This is a genomic window from Erwinia sp. 198 (genome assembly GCF_003937915.1).
Classification (GTDB): domain Bacteria; phylum Pseudomonadota; class Gammaproteobacteria; order Enterobacterales; family Enterobacteriaceae; genus Erwinia; species Erwinia aeris.
In genome coordinates, this window is sequence record NZ_RHUM01000001.1 from 228,715 (window position 1) to 251,909 (window position 23,195).

The 23,195-nt window shown below is 59.4% G+C and carries 20 protein-coding genes; 13 read left to right on the forward strand and 7 right to left on the reverse strand.

Going from position 1 to position 23,195, the window contains the following annotated elements:
- Positions 1 to 69 precede the first annotated feature (69 nt).
- The 6 genes from EGK14_RS01095 to EGK14_RS01120 all read right to left on the reverse strand — a co-directional run bounded on the left by EGK14_RS01095 (position 70) and on the right by EGK14_RS01120 (position 6,770).
- The gene (locus EGK14_RS01095; RefSeq protein ID WP_125287227.1) at positions 70 to 1,389 is read right to left on the reverse strand and encodes an MFS transporter; all 1,320 of its coding nucleotides are present in this window, start codon (positions 1,387 to 1,389) and stop codon (positions 70 to 72) included.
- Between the two features lie 139 nt (positions 1,390 to 1,528).
- The gene (locus tag EGK14_RS01100; RefSeq protein ID WP_125287228.1) at positions 1,529 to 2,527 is read right to left on the reverse strand and encodes a spore coat U domain-containing protein; all 999 of its coding nucleotides are present in this window, start codon (positions 2,525 to 2,527) and stop codon (positions 1,529 to 1,531) included.
- Entirely contained in the window at positions 2,524 to 4,920 is a 2,397-nt protein-coding gene (locus tag EGK14_RS01105) for a fimbria/pilus outer membrane usher protein (protein ID WP_125287229.1), read from the reverse strand. Before EGK14_RS01105 ends, EGK14_RS01100 begins: the two co-directional genes overlap by 4 nt.
- A gap of 3 nt (positions 4,921 to 4,923) precedes the next feature.
- Positions 4,924 to 5,631 (reverse strand): molecular chaperone, encoded by a 708-nt coding sequence (locus EGK14_RS01110; protein WP_125287230.1) that lies wholly within the window; start codon positions 5,629 to 5,631, stop codon positions 4,924 to 4,926.
- An 18-nt stretch (positions 5,632 to 5,649) separates the two neighbouring features.
- On the reverse strand, positions 5,650 to 6,129 hold the full coding sequence (locus EGK14_RS01115; RefSeq protein WP_233598429.1) for a spore coat U domain-containing protein: 480 nt from the start codon (positions 6,127 to 6,129) through the stop codon (positions 5,650 to 5,652).
- Positions 6,130 to 6,203: 74 nt separating this feature from the next.
- Positions 6,204 to 6,770 carry a spore coat protein U domain-containing protein gene (locus tag EGK14_RS01120; protein WP_125287232.1) on the reverse strand — a complete coding sequence of 189 codons (567 nt, stop codon included), beginning with the start codon at positions 6,768 to 6,770 and terminating at the stop codon, positions 6,204 to 6,206.
- Positions 6,771 to 7,309: 539 nt separating this feature from the next.
- Between EGK14_RS01120 and EGK14_RS01125 the strand changes: the two genes are divergently transcribed.
- Positions 7,310 to 9,442, forward strand: coding sequence for a bifunctional diguanylate cyclase/phosphodiesterase (locus EGK14_RS01125; protein ID WP_125287233.1), 2,133 nt, complete (start codon positions 7,310 to 7,312; stop codon positions 9,440 to 9,442).
- 57 nt (positions 9,443 to 9,499) lie between these two features.
- Complete coding sequence (locus EGK14_RS01130) at positions 9,500 to 10,927, forward strand: PLP-dependent aminotransferase family protein (RefSeq protein ID WP_125287234.1); 1,428 nt, start codon at positions 9,500 to 9,502, stop codon at positions 10,925 to 10,927.
- Positions 10,928 to 10,931: 4 nt separating this feature from the next.
- Here EGK14_RS01130 and EGK14_RS01135 read toward each other — a convergent pair whose 3' ends face one another.
- On the reverse strand, positions 10,932 to 11,414 hold the full coding sequence (locus EGK14_RS01135; protein ID WP_125287235.1) for a YlaC family protein: 483 nt from the start codon (positions 11,412 to 11,414) through the stop codon (positions 10,932 to 10,934).
- 643 nt (positions 11,415 to 12,057) lie between these two features.
- Between EGK14_RS01135 and EGK14_RS01140 the strand changes: the two genes are divergently transcribed.
- The 11 genes from EGK14_RS01140 (at position 12,058) to EGK14_RS01190 (ending at position 23,166) form a co-directional block, all read left to right on the forward strand.
- Positions 12,058 to 12,963, forward strand: a complete 906-nt coding sequence (locus tag EGK14_RS01140; protein ID WP_125287236.1) for a hypothetical protein — start codon at positions 12,058 to 12,060, stop codon at positions 12,961 to 12,963.
- Positions 12,964 to 13,615: 652 nt separating this feature from the next.
- A complete protein-coding gene (locus tag EGK14_RS01145; protein ID WP_125287237.1) occupies positions 13,616 to 14,203 on the forward strand; it encodes a cupin domain-containing protein in 588 nt (195 codons plus the stop codon).
- 347 nt (positions 14,204 to 14,550) lie between these two features.
- Positions 14,551 to 16,206 carry a malonate decarboxylase subunit alpha gene (mdcA, locus tag EGK14_RS01150; protein ID WP_125287238.1) on the forward strand — a complete coding sequence of 552 codons (1,656 nt, stop codon included), beginning with the start codon at positions 14,551 to 14,553 and terminating at the stop codon, positions 16,204 to 16,206.
- On the forward strand, positions 16,206 to 17,063 hold the full coding sequence (locus EGK14_RS01155) for a triphosphoribosyl-dephospho-CoA synthase (protein ID WP_125287239.1): 858 nt from the start codon (positions 16,206 to 16,208) through the stop codon (positions 17,061 to 17,063). Before mdcA ends, EGK14_RS01155 begins: the two co-directional genes overlap by 1 nt.
- 9 nt (positions 17,064 to 17,072) lie before the next feature.
- Positions 17,073 to 17,372 carry a malonate decarboxylase acyl carrier protein gene (mdcC, locus tag EGK14_RS01160; protein WP_125287240.1) on the forward strand — a complete coding sequence of 100 codons (300 nt, stop codon included), beginning with the start codon at positions 17,073 to 17,075 and terminating at the stop codon, positions 17,370 to 17,372.
- Positions 17,365 to 18,201, forward strand: a complete 837-nt coding sequence (locus EGK14_RS01165; RefSeq protein WP_125287241.1) for a biotin-independent malonate decarboxylase subunit beta — start codon at positions 17,365 to 17,367, stop codon at positions 18,199 to 18,201. Before mdcC ends, EGK14_RS01165 begins: the two co-directional genes overlap by 8 nt.
- Complete coding sequence (gene mdcE, locus EGK14_RS01170; RefSeq protein ID WP_125287242.1) at positions 18,198 to 18,989, forward strand: biotin-independent malonate decarboxylase subunit gamma; 792 nt, start codon at positions 18,198 to 18,200, stop codon at positions 18,987 to 18,989. Before EGK14_RS01165 ends, mdcE begins: the two co-directional genes overlap by 4 nt.
- A 57-nt stretch (positions 18,990 to 19,046) precedes the next feature.
- On the forward strand, positions 19,047 to 20,003 hold the full coding sequence (locus EGK14_RS01175) for an AEC family transporter (protein WP_125287243.1): 957 nt from the start codon (positions 19,047 to 19,049) through the stop codon (positions 20,001 to 20,003).
- 2 nt (positions 20,004 to 20,005) lie between these two features.
- A complete protein-coding gene (locus EGK14_RS01180) occupies positions 20,006 to 20,608 on the forward strand; it encodes a malonate decarboxylase holo-ACP synthase (RefSeq protein WP_125287244.1) in 603 nt (200 codons plus the stop codon).
- Entirely contained in the window at positions 20,605 to 21,510 is a 906-nt protein-coding gene (mdcH, locus tag EGK14_RS01185) for a malonate decarboxylase subunit epsilon (protein WP_125287245.1), read from the forward strand. The genes EGK14_RS01180 and mdcH overlap by 4 nt, the downstream gene beginning before the upstream one ends.
- A gap of 429 nt (positions 21,511 to 21,939) precedes the next feature.
- A complete protein-coding gene (locus EGK14_RS01190) occupies positions 21,940 to 23,166 on the forward strand; it encodes a cupin domain-containing protein (RefSeq protein ID WP_125287246.1) in 1,227 nt (408 codons plus the stop codon).
- Positions 23,167 to 23,195: the final 29 nt, after the last annotated feature.

The window sequence follows — 23,195 nt, forward strand, 5'->3', positions numbered from 1 at the left end:
TTGCGGATTTTTTTTGCTCAGGATCGGGGCAGGCGGCCGCAGCCTTACGCCACGGCCGCACCAGCGGCGCTACATTTGCGCCACAGGCTCGCTGGCCTGGCGGGTTTGATACTGCTGCACCAGGCGTTTGATCAGCAGCGTGCCGAGCAGGCCGCAAACGGCGGCGAAGGTCAGCCAGACGCCGGGCATCGCCTTGTCGCCGGTGGCATGGATCAGATAGCTGGACATCGCAGGCGTAAAGCCGCCGAACAGCGCCGTTGCCAGGCTGTAGGCCAGCGAAAAGCCGGTCGCGCGCACCTCTGCGGGCATCACTTCCGCCAGATAGACCACCATCGCGCCGTTATAGCTGGCGTAAAGGAACGACAGCCACAGCTCGGCCTCCAGCAGGTGGGAGAAGGTTGGCGAGCCGACCAGCCAGTGCAGCACCGGCCAGGCGGTAGCGATCATCAGTATGGTAAACAGGATCAGCAGCGGACGACGGCCGTAGCGGTCGGAGACGGCACCCATAATCGGCAGCCAGATCAGGTTTGACAGGCCGACGCACAGCGTCACCAGAAAGCTCTGCTTATCGCTCATCATCAGCACCGTTTTACCAAAGGTTGGGGTAAACGCGGTGATCATATAAAACATCACGGTTGTGGTAACCACCATCAGCATGCCTGCCAGCACCAGCGCCCAGTTGCTGGCGACGCCGCGCACGATCTGACGCATGGAAGGGTGCACCTTACGCTGGCTGAAGGCTTCGGTTTCTTCCAGCATTCTCCTGACCCAGAACAGGAAAGGCACAATCAGGCAGCCGATGAAAAAAGGGATACGCCAGCCCCAGTCGGTCACCTGATCTTTCGCCAGCAGATGGTTCAGCCCCAGGCCCAGCAGCGCGGCGAAAATCACGGCGACCTGCTGGCTGCCGGACTGCCAGCTGACAAAAAAGCCCTTGCGGTTTTTCGGCGCGATCTCGCTGAGATAGACCGAAACGCCACCCAGCTCGACGCCCGCCGAGAAGCCCTGTAACAGACGTCCAAGCAGGATCAGGATTGGCGCCGCCGCGCCCAGCGTGTTGTAGCCCGGTACGACAGCGATGGTTAAAGTGCCGATCGCCATCAGGCCCAGCGTCAGCAGCAGCCCTTTACGCCGTCCGTGATGGTCGATATAGGAGCCGAGGATAATTGCGCCCAGCGGCCTCATCAGAAAGCCTGCGCCGAACGTCATCAGCGTTAACATTAGCGAGGCGAACGGATCGTCGCCGGGAAAAAAGGTTTTGGCAATCGCCGTGGCGTAGTAGCCGAACACCATAAAATCGTACATTTCCAGGAAGTTTCCACTGGTCACATTGAAAATGGTGCGGGCGCTGCCCTGCGGCTTTTTCGCCGAAGAAGAAAAAGATGTCATAGCCTGTCCTTTCAGTTTTTCTTATGTTTTATCGCGCCTGCGCAGACATTAATGTGACAGGCCTCACCGTTAAAGTGCCAGCTATATAGGTATTAGTAACAAATGGTTAACAATGCACTATCCGGGGGCAAACCGTGCGCTAAAACGTGAGATCCACCACCACGCTGTCGCTGTAGTTGCCCGCAGGCGGCGTAGCCTGCGACGTCAGTATGCGTGCCGTATAGTTAAAGGTACGGGTCAGGCCGTCGGTGGTGATGCTGTTGGCCGCCGAACTGGCGACGCGCTCCGTGCCCGTCGGCCCCCAGCGCGACGTCGTGGCGTTTTTATAAATTTCATAGGCGAGTCGGTTGCTGCCACTGGCCATATAGCGCTGCGCGCCGACCGCATAACCGCCGTTACTCAGGCCAACCGTGTAGGTGCTGCCTTTGGTGCAGATCACGTTAATGGACTGCGAAACCGCGTTAAAACTGCCGACCAGCGGCGCGCTGCCAAAACTAACATTAGGCGCGGTAATAGTGGTGCAGTCGTTGGTGACCACCAGCGTAGTAGTGACAGGCACCGTGCCGGAACCGGTCTGCTGGCTGCCCAACAAACAGGTGCCCAGCGCGCCAATACCGGTACAGATGTTATAGCTGACCAGGATATTCAGCGTCACCGTGTAGGTGCCGGCGGCCACCACCTGGCCGGTAAGCGTTCTCAGATAAAGCGGAATAGCGAAGTTCTGTCCGCCGCCCGTTCCCAGCAAATTAAGCAGCTGCGCCTGGCTATAGTTGACCGTAGTGCCGCCAATCAGCATCTCGGTGGCGCAGGCCGTATCGCTGCATACGCGTAGCGGGATGAGATCCGTTCCGGTGCTGGAGGTTTTCAACGCGCCGCGCGTGCTGCTGGTATAGGTGGCGCTGGCCAGCTGAAACCGAATGTAATCGCTGGACAGCAGCGACAGCACGCTGCCCGAACCGCAGTTGACGTTAACGGTAGCGGTGGTGTTGCTCACCGTGGTGTTTAGCGTAAAAGAGCTGACGCTGCCAAAAGTAGCCGTAGAGGTCGGCAGCGTGCAGGCCGCCCGGCCGGATAGCGAGCAGAGCATCAGCAGCGAAAAAAGCGCCACGCGAAAGAGCGATCTTATTGGCCAGGTCATGGTGAGGTTCCTGAGGCAGCGGAAAGGGCGCAGGTCAGCGGCCCGTAAGTTTGTAGCGACGTCGGGCGACCGCCCGGCACGTCGAGCTTCGCTTCACAATGGCGTCCGTCCGGCGTTTCAGCGCGGAAAGGATTAACGGCAGCCAGGTTTTCCATCCAGACGATGCCGTCCCAGCCGACATAAGTCGTCGCGGCACCCGCGCGAATAATTTGGGTGGATACAGGCAGCGGTTCACCGTTCTGGTCGTGCAGGATCACGCTGGCCGCGCGTAGCGGCTCAATCGGGAAGTGCAGCAGGTAGCCGCTGTTGCGCTTGACGGCAAAGCGCTGTTCGACGCTGGAGGTGGTCATATCGGCCGGTAGATCCAGCGTGTCGATATCGTATTTGGCCGGATAATAGGAGCTGATGCCCGGCACCAGCAGATGGCCGCCGGCGTCCGTTTTGCCCATCGGCTGATTTTCGTAGCGCACGTTGATATTGGGATAGTCGGTTTTCACCACCACAAAGGCATCGTTAACCTCGTTGGCAGCAAAGTAGCTGCCGTCCATCAGCACCAGCGAGCCGCTCACGTCGGCCCATTCGGTAGTGTAATCGCCGTCGCCGTAGAAGCCTGCTGAAGTCTCAATTTTCTGGTTGCGCCAGCTCAGGCTGGCCTGCTTATAGTCGCCGCCGCTGCTCTGGTTGGCCCACGAGGCGTCGTAAGCCAGTCCGCCATCGGTAGGCATGGATCGCGAGACCGTTACGCGCTGCGAGGCCGTGCCCTGCTGGTCGCGATCCAGACTCAGGCTGGCGTTGCCGCGCTCGCTGAACGGGATCACCAGCGAAATGGTGCCCGTCCAGTCGCCCTGTCGCTGGTCGCGGCTGGCGGAAACGTAAAGGCTGCTGTTGCCCCAGATATTTTTGCTCCAGGAAAGGTTCCACAGCTGGGTGCGGTCGCCGCTGCCGCTGACGATGTCAATAAAGGCCGCGCCGAGGCTGCCGAAGCGATCGAGCGAGACGCTGGCGCTGTACTGGGCGCTGCGGCGGCTGAGGGTGTATTCCGTGCCCGCCAGGCCGCTGTTGCGGTCGCCGTACAGCGCCAGGTTGCTGAAGCCCGCCGAGCGAATAATATGCTGCGTGCCGATGTTAAAGCGGCTGTTGCTGTACTGATAGCCCCAGCTGTACTGATTGCCATGTTCGCCGCTCATCTGGCTCTGCGCCAGCGCCGCGTTGACCACGCCCAGCGACCCCAGCCTGACCTGGCCGCCCGCGCCGCCCAGCGCCAGTGCGTCCGCGCCTTCGGCATGGCTTTCCAGCGTCAGCCAGTCGGTCAGGCCATAGCGCCAGGAGCCGCTGGCGGCGGCGGAGCCATAGTCAAAGCTTTTGATGCCGTAATTATTGCGCAGCGCCCCGGCGGAAAAAGAGAAGTCAGAGAGGCCGGGCTTCAGCAGGCTACTGGAGACGTAAAAGGGCATGGTGGTGGAGACGCGTCGGCCCGCTGCGTCGGTCGTCACTACCACCGCTTCGCCCGCGCCGTTAACAAACGGCATATTGGTCATCGACCAGGGGCCGGGCTGCACGTCATTGCTGCTGTTCTTATAGCCGTTGACGAAGAGATCGACCGTAGAGGGCACCGCTGCCTGGCCGGAGAAAGAGGGCAGCGGATAGGTCACCAGATCCGGGCGCACGGAGAAGTCGCGCGCGATCTGAATGCCGCCCAGCCGCACGCTGCTGCTCCACGCCAGCGAATCGGTGATCAGATCGCCCACGCGCCAGCTCAGCGAGCGGGTTTCGTCCTGATTGCTCCAGTAAGTGTCATAGCGCAGATAGCCCTCGTTCTGTGAGCCTGTCGTCTGGCCGGAAAGCTGCTGCTGCCAGACGCCGTTGCTGGAAAATTGCCCCAGCGCGCCAAACAGGCGAAACTCGTTAAAGGCGGAGAGGCGGCTGCCGCTGGCGGTGGTGCGGCTGGTATAGAGATCGTAGTTAAACAGCGCGCCGGTAGAGGTTCTGCCGGGAAAGCGCGGGCCGTTCTGCTCCTCGTTATTCAGTTTCTGGCGCGGCAGCCAGCCGGGCGGCACCGTCAGCAAGAGGCGCTGGCGGGCCTGGTCGTAGTCGGCTTTTACCTGCGGCATGGCGGAAACATCCATCATCGATGAGGTAATCAGCGCCGAAGGGATCCCGGCCCGCTGCAAATCGCCGGCGCGCAGATAGTAATGGTTATCACGGAACTCCACCGGCACGACCTGGCCGCTGTCCTGCTCGTTGATCACCAACCCCAGCATATATTGCTGAGCGGCACCCGGCGCGTTTGGCGACGGTGGCGGCGGCAAAGTGGAATAGGTTTCCGCGCGACCGGCTGAAGAGAGCAGGTAGCTTAACAGGCAGAGGGCCAGGGAGCAGCGTCGCCCGTTCATCGGCTAGCGCGCAGAGCTGCCGCTGCGCCAGGTCTGGTTATTATCCAGTTCCGCGCTGAGCTGCGAGCGGTCAGACGCCGGGAAATTAAGCGGGAACGTATTGCTTGATCGCGCCAACACGTAGCCGAACAGGCTGTTTGACAGCGTCCGGCCACCCAGCGAAACATTGCTTAGCCGCGCGTGGCCGCTGCCGTTATTGGTAATAAGCAGCGCTGACTTACCGTTCTGGTTAACGAGGCGCCAGCTAAGGTCGGGGCGGGCCGTGTCGGCTGAAAGGCCTTCGCCATAGGTAAATAGCGGCACGGAATAGCGCATCTGGAAGTTGAGGCCCGCCTGATTTTCGCCAGGCTGCTGCGGCGTGGGGATCTCATCGAGCAGCACCCGGTAAGCCCGCTCCTCGCCTTTGGGCGGCGGGGCCTGGTTAATTAGCCTGACCAGCTGCTTCTGGCCCGGTTCTATTCTTACCAGCGGCGGGCTGGCGACCACCGTTTGCTGCGTCTGATACTGTTCGTGCCCGTCCTGCTGCTGCCAGCTGAAAACTCTGACCTGCATCAGCGTGGTCGCTGCGCCGCGATTCTCCAGCCACAGCTCGGTGGCTTTATCGCCGCTGTGGATTTTCGGATCGATGGGCCAGATCAGCACCGAATTTCCTGCCCACGCGGGCAGCAGCGACAGCCCGGCCAGCAATGTGAAAATACGTAGCGTCTTCATGAAATACTTTCTCCCTGTTTACCAACTCAGCGTCACCGTCAGCGTGTCGCTGTAAGTCCCGGCTCGCCGGACGCCGCTCGTCTGTAGCCGACCATATATCGGCAGCGTGATGTTGTTGGCGTTACTGTAGGTCAGCGCCACGTTCTGATTGACCGGGATCGCACTTGCCGCACTGGCGGAGGCGCTGGTGTAAAGCGCATAGGCCACTAAATCGGTGTTATTAGCAATTTTAAGATTACGCGTGCTGGAATAATTACTGCCGCCGTTAACGCTCATGCTTAGCGCGGTGCCCGGCGTACAGGCCAGCGTAATCGTGGAGCTTTGGACAAAGCTGGCGCTGGCGGAAGCCGATCCGACGCCGGGGCGGGTACCGAAGTTCAGCGTGCCGAACACGCCCGTATTGGTGCCGGAAATCACGCAGCCGTTCACCACCGATGCCGTCACCTGAAAAGTCTGCGTCGGCAGCGCCCTGGCCGGAAAGCTGATACAGCAAACCACGACACAAAGCGGGCTGAGCCAGCCCGCCGCTGTTCTTTCCTGCCCCGACACGACGCGCTCCCTGCCGCCGTCAATCAGTAGTTCACGGCAACGTTAATCGTATCGGTATAGGTACCTGCCGGGATCGCTGCGTTAAAACCGCCGCCGGTAATACGACCGTAAATCGGATAGTTGTCGCCATTGGTCGGATCCGTGGTGCCCGTGCTGGTCAGGTTAGTGTTGTTAGCGATGGGCGTGGTATAGGAAGTGGAGTTATAAAGCGTGTAGGCAATGCCTTGCGTGGCGTTGCTGCCCAGCACCAGATAGCGAGGCTGCGCGGTCACTTCGCCAAACACGGTAGCGGGCGCGGCGTTGCTGCTGGTGAGCTGCACGTTATAAGTTTGACCAGTGGTGCAGCGCACAAAGATGCCGTTGCCCAGCGCGCCGACTAAGGTGGCGTTCAGGGTATCAAAGGTCGCGGCGCTGCTACCAAAGTCTAAGGTACCGAAGTTAACGCCGGTGGTGGCGGTCTGGCCATTGACCAGGCAACCGGTGGTCAGGACCAGCGTGGCGTTGATAGTTCCCGTCGTGGTGGCGGCAAAGCCGGAAGAGGCCACGCCGAGACCCAAGCCACAGCCCAGCAGAAAAAGCTTCATTTTCATAATCATTCCTTACCGATCAGACCAATGGAAGTGCTTTTTCGCCCGGTGTATAAAAGTAAAAAAATAGTCGCGAAGCAGGTAAGACGCGGAGCCGGAAAGAGCTGTGTTGGCCGCTGTCCACGACAAAAGCCAGATTGGCCAATTTCTGTTATGTTTAACACTATAGAACAGCCTTGAACGCTGAGCTAAGCGAAACGCAAAATTTTGTTAATGAATTGAAACAAAGGTAAATCCGTCTGCGGCAGCCTGAGACAGCGCGCCTGACAAAAAAATAATCAGCGCTGCCGCTGGATTTTGCTGGGCAAAAAAAAGAGCGGGTGCTAAGGTCGTTAAGCAAAAAAACAGTTAATAAACCCGTTTAATTATAAGGACATAGATAAATTAAGCCCGGGTTCTCAGCCGGGCATGGCCGCTTTACACCTGCTGGGGTAAAGTTGCCTACTCTTTAGCCGATACCGTAATTGTTGAAATCGATTTAACAGCTTTGTTATTCCCTTACCCGGTGCCAGTAATCTGGCTTTTGCTTCAGAGATTTGCATATGCTTATGAGCTCCTACGACCAGCTGCTGGTTATCGTCTCCATCTTTGTTGCCTTCCTGGCATCCTATACCGCGCTGGATATGGCGGGCAGGGTGGCAACTTCTACGGGGAAAGCGGCCCGCGTCTGGCTGGTTGGCGGTGGCTTTGCGATGGGCATCGGCATCTGGTCTATGCATTTTATCGGCATGTTGGCGATGAACCTGGCGATGGTGATGAGCTACGATCCGCTGCTCACGTTTATTTCCATGTTTGTAGCCGTAGTCGCCTCAATTTTTGCGCTCTGGATTGTTTGCTACGGTGAACTGGTCTTTGCCCGTCTGCTGGTCGGCGCGCTGGCGATGGCCAGCGGCGTGGTGGCGATGCACTATATCGGCATGGCCGCGCTGATGTTTGAACCGGGTATTGTCTGGGACTGGCGCTGGATCGCGGTGTCGATCGCGATCGCGCTGGGCGCCTCAACGGCCGCGCTATGGCTGGCGTTTAAGCTACGTCAGGGCGAAGGGCATTTAGCGCTGCTGCGCGCCGGCGCGGCGCTGATTATGGGGGCCGCCATCGCCGGGATGCACTACAGCGGCATGGCGGCGGCCAGCTTTCCGATGGACAGCCACGCCACGCAGATGGGCGTTAACAGCAGCTGGCTGGCGATGCTGGTCGTGGTAGTGACGCTGTCTATTTTGGGTATTACGCTGGTGGTCTCCACGCTCGACGCGCGGCTGCAGGCCAGAACCTCGGTGCTGGCTTCATCGCTGGCGGAAGCCAACCGCGAGCTGGCCCAGCTGGCGCTGCACGACAACTTAACCCGCCTGCCTAACCGTATTCTGCTGGAAGATCGCCTCGATCAGGCACTGAGCAAGGCCGTGCGGGAAGAGAGCGCTTTCGCGCTGATGTTTATGGATCTGGACGGTTTTAAGGCCGTTAACGACGCGTTTGGCCACCACGTTGGCGATAGCCTGTTGGTTGCGGTCACCGAGCGAATGAAAAATTTACCGATCGGGCACCATACGCTGGCGCGGCTGGGTGGCGACGAGTTTGTGCTGCTGGTGGAAATCAGCGAGCCGAACGACGCCGCCGCCGTGGCCGATAGGCTGGTCAAGGCTATCGACGAGCCGTTTTTGATTTCGCGTTATGAGCTGGTGGTGTCGCTGAGCATCGGTATTGCAGTCTACCCGGGCGACGGCAACGACGAGCGGGAACTGATGTTTAATGCCGATGCCGCTATGTACCACACCAAAAACAACGGCCGTAACGGCTATAACTTCTTCCAGCCGTCGATGAATACCATCGCGCAAAATCAGCTACAGCTGATCAATGACCTCTGGCTGGCGCAGGAACATGACGAGCTGCGCCTTTTCTATCAGCCGAAATTCTGCGCGCCGCAGGGCCCTATCGTCGGGTTTGAAGCGTTAATCCGCTGGCAGCATCCGCAGCGCGGGCTGCTGTCGCCGGACATTTTTCTGCCGCTGGCGGAGAAAACCGGGCTAATCGTCAGCATCGGCAACTGGGTGATTAACGAAGCCTGTCGCCAGCTTCGCGTCTGGCATCAGATGGGCCATACGCAATGGTCGATAGCGGTCAACCTGTCGTCGCTCCAGTTTGAGCAGGCCGGACTGGTAGAAACGGTGGTCGCCGCGCTGAAGACACATCAGATTGCGCCAGAGCTGCTGACGCTGGAAGTGACCGAGACTACCGCCATGCGCGATCCTGACGAAAGCGTGCGTATTTTAACCGAGCTGACCGAGCTGGGCGTAAAAGCCTCAATTGACGATTTTGGTACCGGCTATTCCAGCCTGCTTTATCTGAAACGCCTGCCCGCCAGCGAGCTGAAAATCGATCGCGCCTTCGTTAACGAGCTGCATACGCAGAGCGAAGACGCCACTATTGTTACCGCTATCGTGGCGCTGGCGCAGACGCTGAACCTGAAAGTAGTGGCGGAAGGCGTAGAGACGGAAGAGCAGCAGGCCTTTCTCACCGGTCTGGGCTGCAACTCGCTGCAGGGCTATCTGCTGGGCAAACCGGTTCCCCCTGAGCAGGTGCCGCACCTGAAGCTTTATGCAGGCAACCACGAGTCCAACCGCACGCCGGAACAGAAAAAAGCGGCGGAGGAGAAGATCCCGGTGTCAAAAGCTGTTTAATCACGGCCCGCCTAACTATAATAGTTGCTCATTCCTGAGCACGGGCCTGTAACAGTTTTGGCAAAATATCTGCAGTTAATCGACCAAATCCAGCAGCAGATCGCCAGTGAGATCTGGCTGCCGGGCGAAAAGCTCCCCTCGCTGCGCGAGCAGGTGGCGCAGAGTGGAATGAGCCTGATGACCGTGATGCACGCCTATCAGGTGCTGGAAAGCCAGGGCTGGATCGTCTCCCGGCCGCAGTCCGGCTACTATGTAGCGCCGCGGGCGGAGTTTCTCAGCCAGCCCGCCAGCCATCAGAAGGTACAGCTCACGGAATCGGTCGATATCAACGACTTTATTTTTGAGGTGCTGCAGGCGTGTCGCGACCCGGACATCATGCCTTTCGGCTCCGCCTTTCCCGATCCTGAACTCTTCCCGCAGCGCCAGCTGATGCGCTCGCTCTCCGCTGTTTCGCACTCGTTAAAACCGGCGGACGCCTTAAACAACCTGCCGCCGGGCAACGAGGCGCTGCGCAAAACGCTGTCAAAACGCTATGCGCTACAGGGCATTCAGGTTTCGCCGGAAGAGATCGTTATCACCAACGGCGCGATGGAGGCGTTGAATTTGAGCCTTCAGGCGGTTACCGTGCCCGGCGACTGGGTGGTGGTGGAAAACCCCTGTTTTTACGGCGCGCTACAGGCTATCGAACGACTTCAGCTCAAGGCTGTCGCTATCGCCTCGCATCCGCAACACGGAATCGATCTGACGGAGCTGGCCGCCACGCTGGCGAAGCTGCCGGTCAAAGCGTGCTGGATGATGTCGAATCAGCAGAACCCGCTGGGCTGCACGCTAAGCCGTGAGAAAAAGCAGGCGCTGGTGGCGCTGCTGGAAGCGCATCAGGTAACGCTAATCGAGGACGATGTTTATAGCGAACTCTGGTTCGGCAGCGAAAAACCGCTGCCGGCAAAGGCGTTTGAGAAGCAGGACAGCGTGCTGCACTGCTCTTCTTTTTCTAAAAACCTGGTGGCGGGATTTCGCGTGGGCTGGGTGGCGGCGGGCAGACACGCGCAGCGAATTCAGCGACTGCAGTTAATGAGCACTATTTCGACCAGCGCGCCGATGCAGCTGGCGCTGGTCGACTACCTGAGCAGCCGCAGCTACGACGTGCATTTACGCCGATTGCGCCAGCGGCTGGAGCAGCGCAAAAGCCTGGCGCGGCAGTCGCTGCGGCGGCATCTGCCCGCCAGCGCCAAAATCAATGACTCCCAGGGCGGCTACTTTTTATGGATCGAGCTGCCGGAAGCGGTTAACACCACCGAGCTGTACTATCGGGCGCTGCGCGAGAAAATCAGCATCGCGCCCGGTAAAATGTTTTCTACCAGCGAGCAGTATGCTAACTATTTTCGTTTTAATACGGCCTGGGAATGGAATGACTTGCGGGAGGCGGCGGTAGCAACGCTGGGCAGGTTGATTGCGGAAATGCTTCAGGGCCAGCGCTGGCCCTGACATATCAGACGGCAGAGGCGCGTTTTTGGCCCCAGGTCAGATGATAAACGTCGTAAAAATCGACTTCGCCTTTCAGCTGCAGCAGCTTTTGAATGCCCTGCTTAACGTTGTCCGGCACCTGGCTGCTGGCAAGAATGTCCTGGATCGCCTTGTCGGACAGGGTACGTACATAATACCATTCGCCGTTGTAGCACACGCGCAGATCGAGCGTGTCGATATCCTCAAAGCGGTAGCGCGGATTGACATCCAGCAGCATCAGGCCGCTCATCAGCAGCACGAAAAAAGTGGCGCCCCAGAATGCAGGCCAGCCCAGAAACTCCGTGGTAAAAATCAGCGCGACGGTCAGGGCATAGCAAACATACATCGACGCCCATAAGCCAGGATGACTTTTCAGAAAATTGAAGCTGAAACGCGGTCGGTTATCGCGCTGTTCTTCACGATTAAGGGTGTCGATTTCGCGCAGCAGGATCTGTTTAACGTCTTCCACTCTGAACCTCCTCTTGGTACAGGCATCAGTAGACCACACCTGGCGCAAGAAGGGCAGACACAGTTAATGCGAATAAAGCTATAACAGTTGTCCATATAACAAAATTAACGTTCTTGTTACCAGAACGCGTCAGAACGGTCGCCGTCTGCCCGCAGGCGGAGGCGGGGGGTGAAAACGCCGACGGGTTCGCCGCCGCAGCCGAAAGTACAGCCTCTTTCAACCTACCTGTCGCTTTTCTTTCGGCATAAATAAGTTAATCGATAACGGGATCTATTATCACCACAAAAAAATAAATCACCTGAAAGCGCAAGAAACATAATGAAAAAAACGAGTGGCGTCTTGTAAAAGGCGGACGACACAGATCTGTCTGCGGTAAGCGCTAATACACTTTTGTTTAAATTAATTACAGGTTGCCACAATTAAAATGCATGACGCGCCGATTTGTTATGGCCGCTGGCTTGTTATATGTTTGTACTGTCCTAATAACGGATAAAGCACCAGGTTAATTCTGCTTTTAAATATTAAGCTGCCTTCAAATAAACAGATAACAAGTTAAATCAGGTAAGGATTACCAGAATGGAAATAGGGAAATATTGTTTTTTTGTTAATTACTTTGTGCATTCCAATCCGGGGCGGCGTGACAATGATGAAAAATAATTTTGCCAGCATCCATAGCAGAAAGGGGAACAGGACGGATAGCGCACGGTCATTATTAACGGAAGGCGTAACGGCTACCGTCTGGACGCCCGATTACGTTCTGCGTCTGCGGCAAAACATTCATCTTTGCGGCTGCTCCGGCTGCGACGGCGCATCGCCGCTGCTGCAGTTCCGCTGGAATAACCACGTGCGCCACAGTGCGGACATCAGCTGCAACCGGGCAGCGGCGGAAATCCTGAGCCTGACAGCGTCCTGTACCCTGAGCGTCAGCGAAGACCTGGCCGAACATTTACCCCAACTCTCCGCAGAGCGATTACAGATGAATCAGCACTGCCTGCGGCTGTTTACCGCTTTCCGGACTGAGCCTGTACTGTTGCTCTATGCGCTGTACGGTTTTATTCACCGGTCTGGCCCGCTCGACCCGGAGCGGCGGGCCGCGCTGCTGGAGACATGGCTTCAGCCCGCCGGACGCCGGCGGCTGGTGCAGGCGCTTTGCCGTCAGCAGGAGGAACACGGCTTTCCGCCGATCGCCGGGCAGCATCTGGAGGCGCTGCCGATATGGTTGCTGGTCGATAGCGACGCCAGGCTGCACAAGCTGAAAGCGATGCGGCAAACAGGTGAGGAGGCGCTACGGCAGACGTGGCGCGACCTGCAAAAAGCGAGCAGCGCGCGGCGAAAGATCGTCGGTAATTTTTTGTTTTATGAACTCTGCCATAACTTTTTTCCAGGCCATCTCGTCACCGACTGGGAGAAAAATTTTACCGATCTTTGCCAACGTGCGCTTAGCCTGCTCCTGCTGCTGACGGCGGTTTCGCCTGAACGGGATAAGGAAGGCCTGAGCGCGCTTTTTGCCGCCAGCCATCGGGCTGCGCGCAGGGAAGCTTTTTCATAACAGGCGGCGAACGAACCGTGAACAGGCGCGGCGCGCATGCTTCCGGCAGCTATGAACAGAATAAGCAGTATTATGCTCTGTACCGGGCACAGCAAGCGCCAGAAGCGGGCAATCGGCGGGTGGGGGTTCCGCTTCTTTTTCCGGGAGCGTGCAGAAGCCGTAGCCGTCACCGACGCCTGCATTTCCGGCGGCAGGATATGCCAGTATGCCGTTTCCAGAATATAGCCTTTCGGGGAACGGTTTTAATAATGTGCTGCTGTTATCCGTTGTTGTTCAGCGCCGTGCGCAGCGCAGGAATAGCGTCAGGCAGGCCGTTGCTGCCAGTCACGCGGCGCCCCATACCAGCGCGGTTTTCCCATTTTTTCGTTGATCAATCCCTTATAATTATTAAGGGATTGAGCCGCCTTTTAATTTTATTTTCTTCTTCTTAAAAACAGCCTGTTTATTACTAAATCGTTTTTTTTGGCAGGCGCGTGAACTATTTGCGGGATGCAAAATGGCCTGACATTTTTCCGCCGAGGCAGGTGGTTGAATAATTTGGGTTAAGTAGAGAAAAATTAAGAAGTTATGTGATCAAAAACCGATCGTAATGATTGCATCTTTGCCGCCAGGTGTCACAATTAATTAACACCGAAATTACAGGAGGCATCTTATGCTAACCCATGCTGGTAACCTGCTTGCGATGATGTCTTTTGCAGCCGGCACCTTTTCTGCGGGTATGTCAAACAATCCGCAATATATGACGTTCCAGCCGGCCAGCGGCGTGCCGAATAATCCGCTGCCGCTGATTATCTATCCGCGCGTGGTGCCGGGTGAGGTGGAAGATGTGGCGGCCTGGTTTGAAGAAACGTTCGCCCGCCATCGCTGGACGCCGCGCTGGCGCTATCCGATTTATCCCTATACCCACTATCATCCCAACACCCATGAGCTGCTGGGTATCGGCGCAGGCTGGGCGCAAATCCTTTTCGGCGGCGAAACGGGCAGGGCGGTCACCGTTCACGCGGGCGATGCGATCCTGATCCCGGCAGGCGTAGGACACCAGCAGCTGGCGGCCAGCGAGGATTTTTTTGCCGTAGGCGCCTATCCACAAGGCATGGAGCCAGTGACGCGACGCAGCGATCTGGAAGATGTGGAGGCTTCGCTACTGGCTATTAAGCGCGTACCTGTACCGCAGCACGATCCCATTACCGGCGGCGAAGGCGCGGTGACTGAAATATGGCACCCTTTACAGGCTGATTAGTTCCCTTCTTGCTGGCGCGTCTGCCGCATCAGGCGCGCCTTGCCAAATATTTTTTTATAGCGTCTCTTTTTTAGACGGGTACTGGCGTACGCGTCACTTTGCCGGAGCGGGCCGCACCCACAGCGCAGCCGCCGCCCGGCACCGTAGGTTTTGCCGCTCAAAAAGCGCCGCGCCAGGCAGTGCCAGCGGCAAGCTGTAAAAATACATTTTGTCATCTCTGGTTACCCAATTGATTTTTCATCGGTTTGCGCAATCTTTCACCGGCGGCTACCTTCAAATTTATCCGCCGGATCGGCGCTGTCGTCTGCATAAGCCGATCCTCCGCCTACTGCGTTACGGAGGTTTACATGCTGCCGGGACAAACGTCCAACCGCGTATGGGATACACGTCGAAGTGAAAAAAAACGCCGCATCGAGCAGCTCGGTATCAACGGCAAAGTGCTGCCGACCGACGATCTGGTCGATTTGCTACAAAGGCTGATCGCGCCGGGCGATCGCGTGGTGCTGGAAGGTAATAACCAGAAACAGGCGGACTTTTTGTCGCGCAGCCTGGCCGAAGTCAACCCGGAGATCGTGCACGATCTGCATATGATCATGCCCAGCGTCGGGCGCAGCGAGCATCTGGATCTGTTTGAAAAGGGGATCGCACGCAAGCTGGATTTCTCCTTCTCCGGGCCGCAAAGCCTGCGTATTTCTCAGCTGCTGGAAGATGGCCAGCTGGAAATTGGCGCTATCCATACCTATGTCGAACTCTATGCGAGGCTTTATGTCGATCTTGCGCCTAACGTCGCGCTGATCGCCGGCTTTAAAGCCGATCGCAAAGGCAACCTCTACACCGGGCCAAGTACGGAAGACACCCCCGCGCTGGTAGAAGCCGCCGCTTTTCACGACGGCATCGTTATCGCTCAGGTCAACGAACTGGTCGATGACGAGTGCGACCTGCCGCGCGTCGATATTCCTGGATCCTGGATCGATTATGTTGTCGTCGCCGACAAACCCTTCTTTATTGAACCGTTATTTACCCGCGATCCGCGCCTGATCAAACAGGAGCACATCCTGATGGCGATGCTGGCGATCAAAGGGATCTATGCCGAGCATCAGGTACAGTCGCTGAACCACGGCATCGGGTTCAACACCGCCGCCATCGAGCTGCTGCTGCCGACTTATGGTGAAAAGCTGGGGCTGAAGGGCAAAATCTGCCGTCACTGGACGCTGAACCCGCATCCAACGCTGATCCCGGCGATAGAGAGCGGCTGGGTCGAAAGCGTGCACTGCTTTGGCGGCGAGCTGGGCATGGAAAACTATGTCGCGGCGCGCCCCGATGTTTTCTTTACCGGCGCCGACGGCTCAATGCGATCCAACCGCGCGTTTTGCCAGCTGGCGGGCCAGTACGCGGTCGATATGTTTATCGGCTCCACGCTACAGGTTGACGGCCTGGCTAACTCCTCGACCGTAACGCGCAGCCGCCTTTCCGGTTTCGGCGGCGCGCCGAATATGGGGCACGATCCGCATGGACGTCGCCACGCCACGCCTGCCTGGCTGGCGATGATTGACGAGCCGGATCCGCTGGCGCGCGGTCGCAAGCTGGTGGTGCAGATGGTGGAAACCTTCCAGGGCGGCGGCAAGCCGACCTTTGTCGAAAAGCTGGATGCGGTAGACGTGGCGAAAGCCTCAGGGATGCCGCTGGCGCCGGTGATGATTTACGGCGATGACGTCACCCACGTGCTGACCGAAGAGGGCATCGCCTATCTCTACCGTGCGAAAACGCTGGAGGAGCGTCGGGCAATGGTGGCGGCGGTGGCGGGCATTACCGATATCGGTCTGGGCGTGGACGCGAAAAGAGTGGCCAATTTACGCCGCGAGGGCAAAGTCGCCTTCCCGGAAGATTTAGGCATTCGCCGTACCGAAGCCACCCGATCGCTGCTGGCGGCGGGCAGCGTGGCGGAGCTGGTCGAGTGGTCGGACGGGCTTTATCAGCCGCCGGCTAAGTTCCGGAGCTGGTAATGAAACCTTCTTCATGTTCGCTGAGCGATATAGAGCGGCAGGCTGCGCGGCTGGCGGAGCTGGCTACGCGCTGCCTGATCGACGAAGCCCGGCTGACGCCCAAACCCGGCCTGGTCGACGGCAGAGGCAGCGGCGCGCATCGGGATTTGACGCTGGTGCTGATGGAGGCTTCGGCGCGCAGCCTGACGCCCGCGTTTTATGCTCTGGCGCTGCACTGCTGGCAGCGTCCGGCGGATATCGCGCTACGGCAGCAGGTAGGCAGGCTGGGGCGTGAAGGCGAACGGCAGATGATGCAGGCGACGCGCGGCGTCAACACCCATCGCGGCGCGCTCTGGGCGACCGGCCTGATGGTCAGCGCCAGCGCCATGCTGGCGGGCGAGGGCAGCGAGCATCAGGTTGCGCAGGCGGCGGCCAGTCTGGCGCAGCTGCCGGATGACGAGGCGCCGAAACTGTTCAGCAAAGGGCTGTGTGCGACGCGCCGCTATCAGGTGCCCGGCGCGCGCGAAGAGGCGCAGCAAGGCTTTCCCCACATTATGCAGCTTGGGCTGCCGCAGCTAAGGCGCAGCAGGCACGACGGGGCGACGGAAGCGCAGGCACAGCTGAACGCGCTGATGGCAATCATGAGTTCGCTCAGCGATACCTGCGTACTTTCCCGCGCCGGGCTTTACGGGCTGGTGGCGATGCAGAACGGCGCGCGCGCCGTGCTGGATACCGGAGGGGCGCAAACGCCGCACGGGCAGCGCGCGCTGGCCCGTCTGGACGCGCACATGCTGTCGCTGAACGCCTCGCCCGGCGGCGCCGCCGATTTACTTGCCGCCACGCTGTTTGTAGACAGGCTGGGCGACACCACTTTCTGAGAGGATTTTATGGAACAGATGACGTTTACCCTGTCGGCCACACGACAGCTCAGCGGTAAAGCGCTGGCGGGCGTGGTGGGCTCGGGCGATATGGAAGTGCTGTTTGTGGCCGGAGCGGGCCAGCAGCTGACGGTCAACCTGACCACCTCCGTCGACAACAGCGGGACGCGCTGGCGGGCGCTTTTCGATCGCCTGAGCGCTTTTTCCGGGCTGCCGGCGGGCGAGATGACCATTCACGATTTCGGCGCGACGCCCGGCGTGGCGCGTATTCGTATTGAGCAGGTATTTGAGGAGGCCGCAGATGCGTGATGACAGCAGCTTTATCGAACTTAAGGCCCGCCAGCGCGCGCGGCTGCTGCTGGATGAAGGCAGCGGACGCGAGCTGCTCGATCCTTTTGACGGCATTATGTCGCCCTGGCTGCCCGCACAGGGCATCGTGCCCCAGGCCGATGACGGCATGGTGGTGATGAAAGGCACCATCGACGGTCAGCCAGCGGTGGTCGTCGCCATCGAAGGATCGTTTCAGGGCGGCAGCATGGGCGAAGTTTCCGGCGCGAAAATGGCGGCGGCGCTGGAGCTGGCTGCCGAAGACAACCGCAAAGGTATGCCGACGCGGGCGGTGCTTTGTCTGGAAACCGGCGGCGTGCGCCTTCAGGAAGCAAACCTTGGCCTGGCGGCCATTGCGGATATCCACGCCGCCATCGTCGATCTGCGCCGCTATACGCCGGTTATCGGCATCATCGCCGGTACGGTCGGCTGCTTTGGCGGGATGTCTATTGCCGCCGGGCTGTGCAGCTCGCTGATCGTCACCCGTGAAGCGAGGCTTGGCCTCAACGGTCCGCAGGTTATCGAACAAGAGGCGGGTATTGCGGAATACGATTCCCGCGACCGGCCTTTTATCTGGAGCATGACCGGCGGCGAAGCGCGCTATCGCAGCGGGCTGGCCGACGTGCTGGTGCCCGACGGCGCCAATGCGGTGAAAAAAGCGATGAAAGAAGCGATCGCGCGTGGCGTGCCCGCCCGGCATCGCTCGGACGAGTACAGCTACTATCTGCCGCGCCTGAGCGAAATGAACACCGGGCGACAGGCCGATGCACAGCAGGTTAACGAAGTCTATGCAAGGGAGGATCGCGGATGAGCGTCAGTCGTGGTGAAAAATGGCTCAGCCTGTTAACCAACGGGGCTGAAAGGCTGGGCGGGCTTTGCCCTTCGGTGCAGGCGGCGGATGCGGCGCTGGGCGAAGAGACCGCGCGTTATATTGCGGTGGTGCCGGACGAGCAGAACCACTTTCCGCGCGCCGCTAAAGGCGAGGTCGGCTTGCTGGAAGGCTGGACGCTGGCGAAAGTTATCGATGAAGCAATAGTGGCGGATGCGGACAAAGCACAGAAGCGGGCGATTGTGGCGGTCATCGACGTGCCAAGCCAGGCCTATGGCCGCCGCGAAGAAGCGTTCGGCATCCACCAGGCGCTGGCGGCAGCGGTAGGCGCCTATGCCAAAGCGCGGCTGGCCGGACACCCGGTGATCGGGCTGATCGTCGGTAAAGCGATGTCCGGCGCGTTCCTGGCGCACGGCTACCAGGCGAACCGGCTGATTGCCTTTAACGATCCGGACGTGATGGTGCACGCAATGGGGAAAGCGGCGGCGGCGCGCATCACCTTGCGCAGCATTGAGGCGCTGGAACAGCTGGCGCAGACCATTGCGCCAATGGCTTACGACATCAATAACTACCAGACGTTAGGCCTGCTGGAGGCGCTGCTGGATATCGCCTCGCCGGATGCGCCTGAAGATGGCGATGTTCAGCGGGTGCGCGCGTCGCTGGAGCAGGCGGTCAGCTCGGCGCGCAAAGATCCCGCTCTTGATCGCCTTAAGGGCGAAAACCGCCGCAGCTCCGCGCTGGTGCGGGAAAAAATGCGCGCGGCCTGGTAATCCAGCAAGACAGCGGGCAATCCTGCCCTGACGCGTTCAGCCTGCGAGGCGCAAGTTATGACTTACGTGATCGTTCATGCTCTGGCTCCAATTTTCGTCATTATGCTGTTGGGCTTTTACGCCGGTAAGGCAAAGAAGGTCGATAACCACAACGTTGCCCTGCTGAACGTTTTCGTCATGGACTTCGCCCTGCCGGCGGCGCTGTTTACCGCCACGGTGCAAACGCCCTGGGCTGGTATCGTCGGGCAGGCACCGCTGGCGGCGGTGCTGGTACTGGCGATGTGGATAGCCTACGCCGCTATCTATTTTCTCTGTACCCGCGTGTTTCACAAAGCGCCGCAGGATGCCGCCGTGCTGACGCTGACCGTTGCGCTGCCCAACTATGCCGCGCTGGGGTTGCCAATCCTTGGCAGCGTGCTGGGCTCCACTCCCGAAACCTCGCTGTCTGTCGCCGTCTCAATAGCCTGCGGCTCGGTGCTGATGACGCCGTTTTGCCTGCTGATCCTGGAGCGTGAAAAAGCGAAAACCGAGGGCACGCAGCACTCCAGCGCCGCAATGCTGCCAGTATTGATGTGGCGATCGGTTATTAAGCCTATCGTCTGGTGTCCGCTGCTGGGCGTGGTGCTTTCCGCCTTTGGCTTTCACATGCCGGAGCTGCTGCTCTCTACCATCCGGCCGCTGGGGCTGGCCGCCACCGCGGCGGCGCTTTTCCTGACCGGGCTGATCCTTTCCGCACGTCAGATCAGGATCAATCGGGCGGTGATCGTCGCCAGCGTGACTAAACTGCTCATTCAGCCCTTTATTGCCTGGGGCATTGTGCTGGCGCTGGGGCTGCACGGCTCGCTGGCGATCGCCTCGATCCTGATGATCGCGCTGGCGGCAGGCTTCTTTGGCGTCGTGTTCGGCAATCGCTTCGGCGTAGAGTCGCCGGATGCGGAAGCCACTCTGCTGATCACCTCCGTGCTGAGCATAGTGACGCTGCCGCTGTTTATTTCATTAACCGCAGGAATGTAGCAATGGATGTTCGGCCGCACGATCTGCTCTGGCTGAGCGATCGTGAAGCATTGCAGGGCGATTTGCCGGAATGGGTCGCCCACTGGCAGCCAGCTTTGCCGCTGGTGGTGCGACGCGACAGCGATGCGCAGGGACGTATTCCCATCGGCGTACGCGGCCCGGCCCGCTATCAGCGCGCGGCGGGCTGGGTTGACGCTTCGGCAGTGGTGCGCGTGCTGTCGCCGGAAGCGCTTATCGATCGGCTGCCGCATACCCCTTTTCATACTTTGCCGCCTGTTCAGGCGGCGCTGCGGCTTGCGCAGGCAGATTGGCCGTGGCCGTGGGGCATCACCGGCAGCCTAGGCTATGCGCTGGCGACCGGCGAAGCCGTAATGCACGCGGGCAGCGATCTGGATTTACTGATCCGCGTGCCCGAGCCGCCCGCCGCATCGGCGTTGCAGCGCTGGCAAAGCCTTTGTGCCAGCCTGCCCTGCCATGCCGATACGCAGCTGGAAACCAGGCTGGGCGGTTTTGCGCTGGCGGAGTGGCTGCGCGACGGCAGAGCGCTGTTGAAAACCAATGGCGGCCCTTTTCTGACCGCCGCGCCGTGGGAGACGCCGCGATGAAAATTTTACTGACCTTTCCCGGACAGGGACCGCAGCGGCCCGGCATGCTGCAAAATTTGCCTCAGGGCGAGGCAATCCTGAAAGAGGCCAGCGAAGCGCTGAATGAAGACGCCTCGGCGCTGGACTCGGCAGACGCGCTGCGGCATACGCGCGCGGTACAGCTGTGCCTGTTAATTGCGGGCGTGGCGCACGCGCGGGAGCTGGAGCGTCAGGGCCTGGCGTTTGCAATGACCAGCGGTTTATCCATTGGCGCTTATCCGGCGGCGGTAGTCGCGGGCGCGCTGGCCTTCGACGATGCGTTACGACTGGTGGCGCTGCGTGGGCAGCTGATGGAACAGGCTTATCCGGCGGGCTACGGGCTGACCGCGATTATCGGCCTCACCCAGAGCGAGCTGGAGCCGCTGCTGGGAGAAGAGAGCTGGCTGGCCAATATCAACGCGGAGCGGCAGCTGGTGATTGCGGGCAGCGAGGCGGCGATGCAGGCGACGGCGGCAAGAGCGAAAGCGGCAGGGGCGCAGAAAACGCACCGGCTGGCGGTCAGCGTGCCTTCGCACTGCGCGCTGCTGGCGGAACCGACGGCAAAGCTGGCGGAGGCGTTTAAGGCGATCACCCTTGTTCGTCCGCGTCGCGCCTGGCTGAGCAGTAGTAGCGGCCGGGTGCTCTGGCAGCCGGCGCAGATAGCGGACGACCTCGCGTATAATATGTCGCGCACGGTGCGCTGGCATGAGGCAATGATAGCGGCCAACGAGCGAGACGTCCGGCTGGCGATTGAAGTGCCGCCCGGCGCGGTGCTGACCGGCCTGACCCGGCAGGCTTTCAGCGAAGGCGAAGCGCTTGCTCTGGAGCAGGGCGGCTACGAGCTGGCGTTAATGCTGGCGCAGCGTTTGCAGGCCGACGGCTGAACGATCGGCTCCGGCTGGCCAAAACAGCTATAAAGGCCGGGCGGCGTTATGCATGCGCCTGCGCGTTTATATTCGTCGCGTAATAATGCTGCCGCGATATTTTTCAGGCTGCGTAGCCACGTAACCAGGTGTTTCGCTGTCGCTGTCTCCTTCAATAAAAATAATTGATGACGATAAGGGCGTAACAGAGGTTGCTGCTGATAAAGGTGCTTAACAAAGCTGTAACATCATGATTATGCCGGCGCATAGACGAGATTTTATAAATTAATTTTAACTATCGATAAAATTATTCGATGCTTTAATGCTTACATTTCAGCTGCTTTAAGCTTTTACCCGGTTAGGTTCTGTTGATTTTTGTGTAGTTAAGCTTAAGTCCGCATGCGCTACGCAGCGCGATGCGCCTTAACCTTTCGACACAAGGAAGCAGACATGAATCCTCTTACACGTCGCAGCTTTATGACTTTTGCCGCCGGCAGCACCGTCGCGTTGGCGGCTGGCTCCGTTCATGCTCACGATCGCACCGTCGCCGCACGGCCCTGGACCGGCCAGACGGGCGGCAGCGATCCCGGCCCGCACGATCCGCTGCGGCAGGGAGAAAACCCTGATATCGTCAACCCGCCCGCGACCGACAGCGGCACGCTGCCCAACCTGCGTTTTTCCTATAGCGATTCGCACGTGCGCAAAGGCAGCGGCGGCTGGACGCGGCAGATAACCGAGCGCGAGCTGGGCGTTTCCAAAAGCATTGCCGGCGTTAATATGCGCCTTAACAGCGGCGGCATCCGCGAGCTGCACTGGCATAAAGAAGGCGAATGGGCCTATATGCTGTACGGCAAGGCGCGCATCACCGCGCTGGACGTGGATGGTCACTGGTTTGTGGACGACGTCGGCGTGGGCGATCTCTGGTATTTCCCCTCCGGCGTGCCGCACTCAATCCAGGGGCTTGGCCCGGACGGCTGCGAGTTCCTGCTGGCGTTTGATAACGGCGGCTTTGATGAAGACAGCACTTTTCTGCTCAGCGACTGGTTTAAGCACGTGCCGCCGGAAATACTGGCGAAAAACTTCGGCGTGCCGGTGGAAAACTTCAGCAAGCTCCCTTCGCCAGCCGATGAGTATATCTTCGCCGCCACGCCGCCGGGCGATCTGCAAAAGGACGCTATCGCGGGTGCGAGCCGTTCCACCACCGCTTTCAGTCACCGGATGCTGGCGCAGCAGCCCATCACGCTAAAGGGCGGCACGGTGCGGATTACCGATTCTTCCCTCTTTAAGGTGTCAAAAACCATCGCGGCGGCGCTGGTAGAGCTGCAGCCGGGCGCGATGCGCGAGCTACACTGGCACCCCAACACCGACGAGTGGCAATACTATCTGGAAGGCGAGGGGCGGATGGGCGTGTTTGCCTCTTCGGGCCAGGCGCGCACCTACGATTTTCGCGCGGGCGATGTTGGCTACGTGCCTTTTGCGATGGGCCACTACGTGGAAAACACCGGTGACAGGCCGCTGCGTTTTCTGGAGCTATTTAAAAGCAGCTACTATGCGGATATCTCGCTGAATCAGTGGCTGGCCTCGACGCCGCCGCAGCTGGTGCGCCAGCATCTGCATCTCGACGACGCTTTTATGCAGGCGCTGGATAAAACCAAAAAGCCGGTGGTGGGCGGCTAGAGAACCGGACAGGCCGCAGGGAGGCGGCC